This window comes from Acinetobacter sp. UBA3132 (genome assembly GCF_002364825.1).
GTDB classification, from domain to species: domain Bacteria; phylum Pseudomonadota; class Gammaproteobacteria; order Pseudomonadales; family Moraxellaceae; genus Acinetobacter; species Acinetobacter schindleri.
In genome coordinates this window covers 5452-16499 of the sequence record NZ_DEZM01000178.1, presented here as the reverse complement: position 1 = coordinate 16499, position 11048 = coordinate 5452, and the positions used below count along the sequence as shown (strand labels likewise).

Annotated in this window: 11 protein-coding genes and 1 pseudogene; 6 read left to right on the top strand and 6 right to left on the bottom strand. The window is 39.5% G+C overall.

Annotated features, from left to right (window positions below; all coding sequences use genetic code 11):
* From bfr to gmk, 6 genes are all read right to left on the bottom strand, one after another.
* Positions 1–381 (bottom strand): heteropolymeric bacterioferritin subunit Bfr (bfr, locus tag B4033_RS09710; RefSeq protein ID WP_286833517.1); only part of this gene is annotated, 381 nt, incomplete at its 3' end.
* A gap of 241 nt (positions 382–622) precedes the next feature.
* Positions 623–817, bottom strand: a complete 195-nt coding sequence (locus B4033_RS09705; RefSeq protein WP_286833515.1) for a bacterioferritin-associated ferredoxin — start codon at positions 815–817, stop codon at positions 623–625.
* Positions 818–1037: 220 nt separating this feature from the next.
* Positions 1038–1421: a RidA family protein gene (locus tag B4033_RS09700; RefSeq protein ID WP_005223441.1), complete on the bottom strand. Its 384-nt coding sequence runs from the start codon at positions 1419–1421 to the stop codon at positions 1038–1040.
* A 75-nt stretch (positions 1422–1496) separates the two neighbouring features.
* Complete coding sequence (locus B4033_RS09695) at positions 1497–3602, bottom strand: RelA/SpoT family protein (RefSeq protein WP_286833512.1); 2106 nt, start codon at positions 3600–3602, stop codon at positions 1497–1499.
* A 217-nt stretch (positions 3603–3819) separates the two neighbouring features.
* A complete protein-coding gene (gene rpoZ / locus B4033_RS09690) occupies positions 3820–4101 on the bottom strand; it encodes a DNA-directed RNA polymerase subunit omega (RefSeq protein ID WP_004896248.1) in 282 nt (93 codons plus the stop codon).
* 74 nt (positions 4102–4175) lie between these two features.
* On the bottom strand, positions 4176–4799 hold the full coding sequence (gene gmk / locus B4033_RS09685) for a guanylate kinase (protein ID WP_286833504.1): 624 nt from the start codon (positions 4797–4799) through the stop codon (positions 4176–4178).
* A gap of 134 nt (positions 4800–4933) precedes the next feature.
* Here gmk and ispH point away from each other — a divergent pair, with 134 nt between their 5' ends.
* From ispH to B4033_RS09655, 6 genes and pseudogenes are all read left to right on the top strand, one after another.
* Positions 4934–5884, top strand: coding sequence for a 4-hydroxy-3-methylbut-2-enyl diphosphate reductase (ispH, locus tag B4033_RS09680; RefSeq protein WP_286833501.1), 951 nt, complete (start codon positions 4934–4936; stop codon positions 5882–5884).
* A gap of 162 nt (positions 5885–6046) precedes the next feature.
* Complete coding sequence (locus B4033_RS09675) at positions 6047–6532, top strand: pilus assembly FimT family protein (RefSeq protein ID WP_286833498.1); 486 nt, start codon at positions 6047–6049, stop codon at positions 6530–6532.
* Positions 6533–6534: 2 nt separating this feature from the next.
* Positions 6535–7083: a type IV pilus modification protein PilV gene (gene pilV / locus B4033_RS09670; protein ID WP_180086820.1), complete on the top strand. Its 549-nt coding sequence runs from the start codon at positions 6535–6537 to the stop codon at positions 7081–7083.
* Positions 7083–8051: a PilW family protein gene (locus B4033_RS09665; protein WP_286833494.1), complete on the top strand. Its 969-nt coding sequence runs from the start codon at positions 7083–7085 to the stop codon at positions 8049–8051. Before pilV ends, B4033_RS09665 begins: the two co-directional genes overlap by 1 nt.
* On the top strand, positions 8052–8825 hold the full coding sequence (locus B4033_RS09660) for a pilus assembly PilX family protein (RefSeq protein ID WP_286833492.1): 774 nt from the start codon (positions 8052–8054) through the stop codon (positions 8823–8825).
* 21 nt (positions 8826–8846) lie between these two features.
* Positions 8847–11048 (top strand): annotated as a pseudogene (locus B4033_RS09655) (pilus assembly protein PilY); the annotation flags it as partial.

The following is an 11048-nucleotide window of genomic DNA, read 5'->3' as shown; positions in this document are numbered from 1 at the left end:
TTCTTTTTCCAGGATTTCTTGAACCAGATCACGAGTCACATAATCCATTTGAGTTTCAGCTAAAGCAACGGCTTGCTGAATGGTTTCAATATTCTCTTTGACTTTGCGTACGTCGCATTGCAACACTTCTTGGGTATGCTGACCAATATATAGTTTGCCTAAATGTTGCAGATTTGGCAGACCTTCTAAAAATAAAATTCGTTCAATAATTTTATCGGCATGTTTCATCTGTACGATCGATTCTTTGTATTCGGCAGAACCGAGCTTCTCAATACCCCAGTCATTAAACATGCGTGAGTGCAGAAAATACTGGTTAATTGCAGTCAGGTGGTGATACAACACCTGGTTCAGCTGATTAATTACATCACGATTGCCTTTCATTGTATCACTCCGTATAGCCTGATGACCCATTTGTACTTATGGGTTTCTATATCAGATTATCTTAAATCATATGGCTCGGCAATGGCGAGTAATTTATTGAACTGCAAATGAAAATCGCAATCAAATAGTATCAAATGAAATCTAAAACAATAAAAACCCGCCAGAGTCGAGGGCGGGGAGGAGTAATGATCAGAGATCATTGTTTTTATCATTATATTTATAGGGGTATTCAATATACTATTTAGGCTGCAACTGCCAGACGCGCCGCAATCTGGGAAACTTCATCACTGATGATCATACGAGCTTCAGGTGCACAGCGACCGCAACACGTGCCCAAGTCGAGCATTTCGCGTACTTCACGATAGCTTTCCGCCCCATTGGCAATAGCTTCTTTAATGTCTTGATCAGTAATGCCACGGCATAGACAAACATACATGTCAGATAACCACAGTGATTAAATAAGATAAGTAATATTATTGATAATTATTATCGTTTGTCAATAAAAATCATTTGAAAATGCGTTCAAAATAATTGGGGATTTAGATAAAAAAATAACACCTGAGCGGAAATCCGAGTGCTACTCGGATTTCTGTGCAAGAGCGATTTATCATTTAGAATTAAATATTGCAGGCTGGAGATTTGGTGATTTTTATAACTTATTGATTAATAATCACTACACCATCCATTTCAACCAGTGCATCCTTAGGTAGGCTTGCTACACCCAGAGCTGCACGTGCAGGATAAGGCTGAGCAAAGTATTCACCCATAATCTGGTTAACCAGCTGGAAGTGAGAAAGGTCAGTCAGGTAAATGTTGAGCTTGGCAATATCTGCCAGAGAGCCGCCAGCTGCTTCACAGACTGCTTTCAAGTTATCAAATACACGACGAATCTGAGCCTCGATGCCTTCAACCAGTTCCATGCTATATGGATCTAGACCAATTTGACCTGAAAGATACAAGGTATTGCCAACAAGAATCGCTTGCGAATAAGTACCGATCGCAGCGGGGGCATTTTCAGTATGGATCACTTGGCGGGACATCAATTTCTCCTTTTATCATCAACATACATCATATTAGATCATTGCCATGGGCAAAAGCATTATCGTTTTAAATGATTAACTCGCCTTCGATGTGGTTTCTGAAATGCTTATTGGCTGGGGCAGACGGATAATTCGCGGGAAGCCGTAATGCATACGCAAGTCTCGAATCAGCTGGGCAATCTGCTTACGGTTATGTACCACGACGTTGACATAAGTCTTACCTTCGTAACTACGTACCGACTCTACACCAGACTTGGCTTTACGACATTCATAGATCAGTTCGGAAATCTGTTCATCATCCATGGATAGGTCAATGCAGAGATAAGCGGTAAAGCTGATATCTTCAATGTCCTCAGAGGTCCACTGCAATGGCATCATATTTTCTGGATGCAAATTTTGCTCATGTAGCAAGTTATGGCAGCGTGCACGATGCACGATCAGACCACGGCGGGTCAGATGACCTTGAATCGGATCACCCAGTACCGGATTACAGCAGTGCGCGTATTTGACATCGACCCCTTCTGTACCCTGAATTAAACGAGTCGAGTTGGAGCCAGTTTCTGCATCTTGAGCAAAGAGGTGATTGGCGACCAATTGAGGTAATAAATCACCGACTGCAATCTGTTCATATAGACGTTCCTGAGTCGGAATATGACGCCATTGCAGAATATTGGCCCAGTCCTCGTCAGTTAAATCCTGAATAGAACGATTAAATAATTTTAAAGCACGATTTAAAGCCTGTTCACCGACCATACGCTGCTCGTCAATATCCTGATCACGCAGGATGTTTTGAATCGCACGACGGGCTTTTTGGGTATTAATAAAGCTGAGCCAATCTGGATTTGGTGAAGCTAACACATCAGTGATCACTTCAATGACTTGACCACTACTTAAAGGTGTAGAAAGCGGTTTGGTGTCGCCATTAATTTTGGCGCCAACCGCATGGTTACCCAGGAATAAACTGGCAGAATAGGCAAAATCCACTACAGTCGCACCTTGAGGTAATTCATGTAGCTGACCATGAGGAGTATAAACCCAGATTTTTTCCTGATGCAGGTAATCCAGTAATTCATTAAAAGTGGTCTTGGCACAATCACCATCCACTAGAACATTCAGATTCTGCATGGAAGCCTGAATCGCAGAACGGCAGGCTTGAGGTGCATTTTCACCAAGGACTACACCAAAACGTGCTGCCTTACGCATCAGTTCGGTTTGAATGGTTAGGGAAAGTGTCGTCTTTTCACCCTTGATACGCATACTCAGCGACTGGTTACCACCCGGCAACGGGCGACGAATATGATCGGCAAAACTCAACACCTGGAAACTATCTTCCAAGAGTTCTGCAAAGCGGTCACAGTCAGCAATACTTTGTAAAATAATTTCAAAGGCGTGACTATGAGTGAGTTCCTGCAGGTTAATATCATTCTTAACAAAGTGACGTAGCAACTCGATATTATTATTTTTCTTTTTGATTCGGCCCTGGATATTATACTGATGGAGTAATTCATTCAGTTTTCTTTCCCAGATCGCCTGATATTCACAGCGTTTGGATTTGGTTTGCTGTAAGGCAGTCTGGACATTATTGTACATGTCCAGATCCAGGTTCTGGTAGCAGAGATGTTCCAGATTATCGGCCATCTCATTCATACCAACCAGCCGGGCCATCGGTACGAAAATTTCAAAAGTCTCTTTGGCAATACGTGCACGTTTATCTGAGCGTAAGGCATCTAAGGTAGTCATGTTGTGATAACGGTCTGCCAGTTTCACAATAATGACACGTGGGTCCTGTAGGGTAGCCTGAAGAATTTTCCGGAAAGAAGCGGCTTTATTATATTCCTTATCACTGGATTGGCTTAGTTTGGTGACGCCGTCCACCAGTTCAGCTACCGTCTTGCCAAATTTTTCAGCAATATCGTCTTTATTGAAATCCGTATCTTCAATCACATCATGGAGTAAGGCTGCCATGAGGGTTTCGGCATCTAAACGCATATGCGCCAGGATGCTGCTCACAGCGATCGGATGCAGGATATAGGGTTCGCCACTTTTACGGGTAATGCCATCATGGGCAATATCCGCATAATCACAGGCAGCAAGCACACGCTCGACTTCACTGGCACTCAAATAAGCGTCGATGATGATATTAAGCTGTTGCTTGGCTTGACTGACCTGTGGGCCTGGCATAAAACACCTTTAAAACTGAATTCTTTACTAAAAATGCGCGAATACTTTTAATGAAAAGCAAATCGCAAAGTTTGTCAATTTATTCCGTTTCTATTCACGGAAAAACCGCATAAACTTGATAACTCGACCTTATGTTATAACCGTTCTAGACAGAATATAAAAGTCACAAAACAAAAAAAGCCTAGTTGAAAACTAGGCTTTTTATAGGAAGGGTTTCTTATTGAAAAGAAAAACCGTCCAGATTCAGGTTATTTGCTGAAAGTGCAAGGTCTAGACTAGAAGTCTGGTAGTCTTGGTCACGTTGTTTCAGGATGTCTTTGGATACATGACCTACTGCAATTTCACGTAGAGCAACAACGGTTGGCTTGTCATTGTCCCATTCTACAGTTGGTTCAATGCCTTGACGTGCCAATTGACGCGCGCGTTTGCTTGCCACTAGTACAAGCTCAAAGCGGTTGTCTACATGGTCTAAACAATCTTCAACGGTTACGCGTGCCATAAGAATTCTCGTTTGAATAATATTTTAACAGACTGCGAAGTATAAAAGGCTTTGCCTGTAGACTCAAGTTTTAATCACTCTTCGCTTGGCGTAATTAAAGCCTGAATCAGTTTTTCATGACGATTCGCTTGTTGATAAAGTACCAGTCGGTTGGCAATAATCACGGCTTCCAGATCATGCAGCGCTTTATTGAAGTCATCATTGATAATGACATAATCAAAGTTCACATATTGCTGCATATCTTCTACCGCACAGCTCAAACGATGCTCAATCACGTCAACAGAATCTGTACCGCGGTTAGATAGACGTTGACGCAAGTCAAACTGACTCGGCGGCAAAATGAAAATTTGTTTAGATTCAGGAAATAAGCGACGGACCTGCTGTGCACCCTGCCAGTCAATCTCGAGCAGGACATCATGACCTTTGGCCAGTTGTTCTTTTACAGTCGCTTGCGCAGTACCATAATAGTTACCAAAGACTTCAGCATATTCAATAAAGCCACCTTCATTGACCAGATTGAGAAAATCTTCTTTGGTAGAGAAGTGGTAATGCACACCATCGAGTTCGCCAGGTCGTTGACCGCGTGTCGTATGAGAAACAGAAACATGAAGATTGTTGACACGTTCAAGTAATGCTTTAACGAGGGATGTTTTGCCTGTTCCAGACGCAGCAGAAACGACAAACAAGAGACCCGACATGATATTTTTCCTGATATGATAAAATATCTTCTCTATTTTAGAGTAGAGCGACTTTAAACTAAATAGTTGTACGTCGATTGTTTTACATTTATTTCAATTGTTGCAGCATAAATTGAGTGAGTATTGAGGATTCTATGGAAATTGTTTTAGCCAACCCGCGTGGTTTCTGTGCCGGTGTGGATCGTGCCATTGCGATCGTGAACCGTGCCTTAGAATGTTTCAATCCACCGATCTATGTGCGTCATGAAGTCGTGCATAATAAATTTGTTGTAGATGACTTACGCCAACGTGGTGCAATTTTTGTCGATGAACTGGATGAAGTTCCTGATGATAATATTGTGATTTTTAGTGCACATGGTGTTTCTAAAGCAGTCCAGCAAGAGGCTGAACGCCGTGGTCTGAAAGTTTTTGATGCCACTTGCCCCTTGGTAACCAAGGTGCATATTGAAGTGACCAAATATGCTCGTGAAGGGGTTGAAGCGATCCTGATTGGTCATGAAGGCCATCCGGAAGTTGAAGGCACCATGGGGCAATATGACAAAAAAAATGGCGGTGAAATTTATCTGGTTGAAGATGAAGATGATGTTGCTGCTTTAACTGTACACAATCCTGAAAAAGTCGCTTTTGTCACGCAAACCACTTTATCAATTGACGATACGGCGAAAGTGATTGATGCTCTTCGCCATAAATTTCCGCTGATTCAAGGCCCACGTAAAGACGATATTTGCTACGCCACGCAAAACCGTCAGGATGCAGTCCGTGACTTGGCTGAACGTTGTGATGTCGTACTTGTTGTCGGTTCACCAAATTCTTCAAATTCAAACCGCTTACGTGAGCTCGCTGAACGCATGGGTAAAGCTGCTTATCTAGTCGATAATGCCGATGAGCTAAAGCAGGAATGGTTTGCAGGTAAGTCTCAAATTGGTGTAACTGCTGGAGCTTCCGCACCAGAGATTCTAATTAAACAGGTGATTCAGCGTTTACAAGATTGGGGCGCACAAGCACCACATGAGCTGGATGGGCGAGAAGAGAATATTACATTCAGCCTACCGAAAGAATTACGTATTCCAGTTACTCAAGCTTAAGATGTGACGCACTTATCACCTGATTTATAATTTTAAAAAAACAGATAACTAATTTTTGCAGTTATCTGTTTTTTTATGCCATTCATCTCTATTTGTGTGGGTTTTGTAATCTAATTGGATACTATTTTTAATGAGGTAAGGTTTTGTTGCTTTGAGGGCAGGATGCAAAAAGTAAAAGGATTCACGTTAATTGAGCTCATGGTGACAATTGCAGTATTGGCAATTGTAGCAAGTATTGCTGCTCCAAAATTTCAGGATACGATGGATAAAAGATCTATTCAAAGAACTTCTACAGATTTAGAGAAAGCTTTAGTACAAGCACGAGCAGATGCAGTTTTATACCGTAAAGAAGTTATTGTTTATTTTGGTATTAATGGTATTGACGATCCTGTTCATCGCTATTGGAAGCCTGCCGAAGGTGTAACGTTGTCATTTATTGAGGGTACGTGTACAGGAACTACATGGTCTCAGGCTGTGATGGGATCTCCGCTTACTTTCATTAAATTTCTACCTCAAGGGAATGTAAGTGGATTGCCTGCAAATTTAGAAATAAAAATAACAAATGCTAGTACTCAAAATTATATTACTTTAACTAATTTTGGTCGAGTGTCATCTAGCAAAACCTCTGCATTTGTTGGGAGTTGTTAACAATGAAAATTAAAACTCAACACGGTGTAGGACTTATGGAAGTGTTAGTAGCGCTTATTTTGCTTTCAATAGGTGTTCTGGGATTTTCTATACTGCAGGTACGTGCAATGGATGCTTCTTTAGATGCATCAAAGCGAATACAAGCAATGAATTTAGCAAGAGATTTATCTGAAAGAATGCGCGCAAATAAGTCAGGATTGTCTAAATCAATAACTGTGACTGAAAATGAGATTGATAAGCTTGTTGACGCATATAGTAATGCAATGTCGGGAAAATATTATATTTCAAGTCATACACCCAATTGTATTGGAAGTACAAAATGTTCAAGCAAAGATTTTGCACAAGAAGATGCAAATCAAATTCTTTATAGAGCCTATACATCAGGTATGAAGATTGCACTCAATGACTGCCCTGGCAATATGAGTTTAAATCGCTTTTGTGTTTATGTAGCTTGGGGGGAGACATTGCCAAAAGATGGTGGAACAAATGCATGTACTAATAGTGGAAGCTTGACGTCTAACTCTAAATGCATAGTTCTGGAGGCGTACTAATGAGGTACTCAAAAGGTTTAACACTCATTGAATTAATGGTTTCCTTAGTTATCGGTTTAATTATTATTGCTGCCGCATTTCAGCTCTTTTTAACAGGAAGTATTAATTATAATTTACAAAAAAATCTAGCAGAACTTCAAGATAACGGTAATTTTGGTCTTAACTATCTGATAAAAGATATTAAATTAGCAAATTTAGATGCCGATTTGGCAATAATAAATGATCGAAATCAATATAGTGGTATTGTTCTCACCAGTTCTAAAAGCTATACCTCTTTAGCTGAAGAAGATAAAAAAGTTCAGTCTGCGAATCTCCCATTATATCTAACAAACTCATCTGTAGAACTTAGTCAGCTCACTAGAGCTAAAGTAGGGCCAAGTAATGTCAATGTCGCGAGTGATCAGTTAGTCATTCAATATAAAGCATTTGATCCTCAAGGATTTGATTGTGAAGGAAATGCGATTACTCAAGATGAGATTAATGAAGGTTTATTTATTGTACAACGATATTTTTTACGAACAGATGGAAAGGATACAGATTTAGCTTTAGCGTGTGATGCTGGTCGATATAAAACCTTAGTGCCCACTGATAATCTGCCGGGGGGAATCAATGGACTAGGGGGTAATGGTCAAATCGTTATGCGAAGAGTGGACTATTTTCATGTACTGCTTGGGGTCAAACAAAATAATAGTGATGAATTTAGTTATATGACGATTGATCAATATATGGGAAGTACCAATAGTTTGGTGAAAGATGCAGCTCCGCGTGCACGTATCATGTCTATTCAGTTAGGGGCTTTAGTACGTGGTTTTGATTCAGTCGCAGGGAATGAAGTAATGCCGACAGAATTTAGGGTGCTAAATCAAAATGTAGAGTTAGATGGTAGCTTGACGGAAAAGTATGTAAGAGATGTGGTGAGCCAAACAGTTGCATTAAGGAATGGCTATGGTCTTATGGAGGAGTTGTAAATGAAACAGTTCCAAAAGGGTGCGACATTAATAGTTGTATTGTTCGTACTGATATTTATGATTCTCATAGGGACACTTGCTGTAAAGCAAAGCTTGGTAGGTTTAAATGTTGCCACAAATAGTCAAGCACAGAGTTTAATGAAGCAAACAGCAGATGCTGTATTCTTCGCTATAGAAAGAGATAATCAAAACTCTGCAACTTTTCAAAAAAATTTAAGTGCTTTAGGCTTATTCGGAATGGTGAAATCTGATGATTTTATTTATAAAGAATTAGTTTTTTGTTTTAGACCTAAATCTCAAAATAAAGTTTTTAATATACAAAGGGCAAGTATTATTTACCCTACTAATAATACTAATGGAATCAATAATTCCAGTTTAGGTACTGCTGGATTTTGTGAGTACACGTCTTCAGATTATAGCAGTAGCCGTGACGTTATGATTTCTCAAGTAGCTGTTAAAAAAAGTAGTTTGCAGACAGATATACCTTTTAAATTTTATCCTTTAGGAACTGATACTTCAACCGTGCAACTTGATCAGGTACAACCTATTCAAATTGTTGTGACTACGATTATTCCTGGTGCAGCAAGTAGTTCGGGCATAGGTTGGTCATCGTTTAATACTCAAATAAATGATTGTTTTAAGAAGCGTATTAATTTCAAGTCAACAGATTATCCAGGTCAACAAACCGTAGCAGAGTGTTTTAGTGCATTAGGCGTTCCATATAGTCAGCAAGTTATGGATTATGCTGTTATTAGTTATGCATCTAAAAGTTAAGGAAATTTGGGGGGATTTAAAATGAAAACTAAATACAAAAAAGTTACTGTCATCATGCATACGGCTATTATGACATCCTTAATTTGCTCTGCTTTACCTAGTAATGCTAGTGACATTGAACTCTATAAAGCTCCACAAGCAAGTGAAACGACTTTGATGTTCATGCTAGATGTTTCAGGAAGTATGAATCCGGGTAGTAATAGCTATAGTGAGAATAGATTAAAAAGCTTAAAAGACGGTATGACTACCTTACTGCAAGGCGACTCTATTCAAGGAATAACACCATTACCAGATGAATTGGTTGTAGGTTTGGCAACATTTAATGATAAAACGGGCAGAATTAAATTAGAGGCTAAAGCCTTGGGAGATCCAACTCCGTTAGCTGGAAATAGACCCGTTTATAAAACGACAATTAACTATAAACAGGATATCAGTCGTACACTAACAGTTACTAAATTGGATGTACAAAAGCAAGAAAGAACACAAACTGCCTCAAGTACTTGTTCAGGTATTTTGTGTTTTATTGGGATTGGAACTTATGTGCCTTCTGGAGCTTGGCGACCAGATGATTTAAATACAGGTTGGACAAATATAAGTAATACATCGAGCAGTAATCCATCTGAAACTGGGTGGGCAAATGTTGGTCAAGCTAAACAAGAGGGAAACACAATTGCTCAAGAGTGTGTGGATTGGAATACTAATTTAACTTGTAAAACTAATTCATGGGTAGCTAGCAGTAAATTACCAGCAGATTTCCCAGGAACTACTACAACTTCATCTAATAGTACTGCTACTCAAGGAGCAGTAGTTAATGGCAATACTACAACCATAGGGCCTACTGCAGGTTCATGGACTTCAGCAGAGGTAGTGTCTGGATCTCAAATTTGTAATTCATCCGGCTGTACCCGTAAACAAAGTAGAAGCTTAACTACTACAACTATTACTAATACATTACAGAGTTCTACATGGTCATATACCACTACTACAACGTATGGTGGGGTAGCTTATGAAACACATCGAAAGAAGATGTTACGTGAAGTTACTGCACTATCTGCACGTGATGGAACTCCAACAGCTTTTGCATATGCAGAAGTCGCTGCTTATCTATTAGGGCAAACAACTAAAGGGAAATCTGGAACGGGGTTTAGTGAGTCTACAGCTGGAGATATCAGAACAGCTGATATTTATAATAACCCTCCACAAATTGATAAAAATAAGCAATGTAATACACAAGGTATTTATTTTCTAACTGATGGGGTGCCGGAGTACTCCAATTCTACGAATGCTGAAGCAATTACACGAGCTGCATTAAATGATGAAAGTTTTGAATGTAGTGATACAACTCTGACTTCAGGCAGAAACTTTTATAATGGAGATATTTCCAAGAAAAACTGGCAATGTATTGGTGGATTGGCCAAGCGACTGAAAAATGGCACAGTAAACGATACGAACCAACCATTAAATAATCCTAAAGGTGTTTCGATACTTACAGCAGTGGTTGGATTCGGTAGTACATTATCTGAAACTACTGGGCAATATGCGAATGATGTCGCAGCTGCTAAAGAGTGGGGCGCATTGGGCGGTGGTAAATATTATTCAGGAAATAATGACCGTGCTGTTGTATCTAGCGTTATTTCTTTTTTGAAAGACCTTGATAAGTATATCCCACCAGTCACTACTGGATCAGTCACTATTCCAGTAGATGCGCTAGACACTCAAAATATCCAGCCTTGGGGATATTTCCCTCAATTCGACCCTAAACCAGATGCACTGGGTGCTGCTGGGGTGTCAACTTGGTTAGGGAATCTGAAAAAATATAAAGTAATTGATCAAGTTTTATATGATAAAGACAATAATACTATTACAAATTCACAAGGACTGATTAAAGACGATATTAATGATTATTGGGCTGATCCAAGTATCTTGAAATTAATTACAAAAGAAATAAATGGTGAGAAAAAATCATTTAATGTGAAAGTTGGCGGTGCTTTAAGTAAAATGTTTTTAGGATATGATGCTGTACGATCTCCAAAAGAAAGAAGAATTTTTACCGACCGTACAATAATACAAGATACAATTGATCCTACTCAGAATAAAATTGGTTCAATGGCCTCAGGTACATTAAAGCAAATTGGGAGAGATGATTTTCTTACAACAAGTAATAATAAATTTAAAGAAGATCCTAAACGAGCCTATCTTTTGTCTTTATTTGGATACCCAATC

What these genes read in the sequence shown, in the direction of transcription:
- gmk (WP_286833504.1), bottom strand. Translation starts at nt 4,799, where the DNA reads ATGTCGGGTCTCTTGTTTGTCGTTTCTGCTGCGTCTGGAACAGGCAAA.
- B4033_RS09665 (WP_286833494.1), top strand. Translation starts at nt 7,083, where the DNA reads ATGAGGTACTCAAAAGGTTTAACACTCATTGAATTAATGGTTTCCTTA.
- B4033_RS09695 (WP_286833512.1), bottom strand. Translation starts at nt 3,602, where the DNA reads ATGCCAGGCCCACAGGTCAGTCAAGCCAAGCAACAGCTTAATATCATC.
- rpoZ (WP_004896248.1), bottom strand. Translation starts at nt 4,101, where the DNA reads ATGGCACGCGTAACCGTTGAAGATTGTTTAGACCATGTAGACAACCGC.
- pilV (WP_180086820.1), top strand. Translation starts at nt 6,535, where the DNA reads ATGAAAATTAAAACTCAACACGGTGTAGGACTTATGGAAGTGTTAGTA.
- B4033_RS09705 (WP_286833515.1), bottom strand. Translation starts at nt 817, where the DNA reads ATGTATGTTTGTCTATGCCGTGGCATTACTGATCAAGACATTAAAGAA.
- ispH (WP_286833501.1), top strand. Translation starts at nt 4,934, where the DNA reads ATGGAAATTGTTTTAGCCAACCCGCGTGGTTTCTGTGCCGGTGTGGAT.
- B4033_RS09700 (WP_005223441.1), bottom strand. Translation starts at nt 1,421, where the DNA reads ATGTCCCGCCAAGTGATCCATACTGAAAATGCCCCCGCTGCGATCGGT.
- B4033_RS09675 (WP_286833498.1), top strand. Translation starts at nt 6,047, where the DNA reads ATGCAAAAAGTAAAAGGATTCACGTTAATTGAGCTCATGGTGACAATT.
- B4033_RS09660 (WP_286833492.1), top strand. Translation starts at nt 8,052, where the DNA reads ATGAAACAGTTCCAAAAGGGTGCGACATTAATAGTTGTATTGTTCGTA.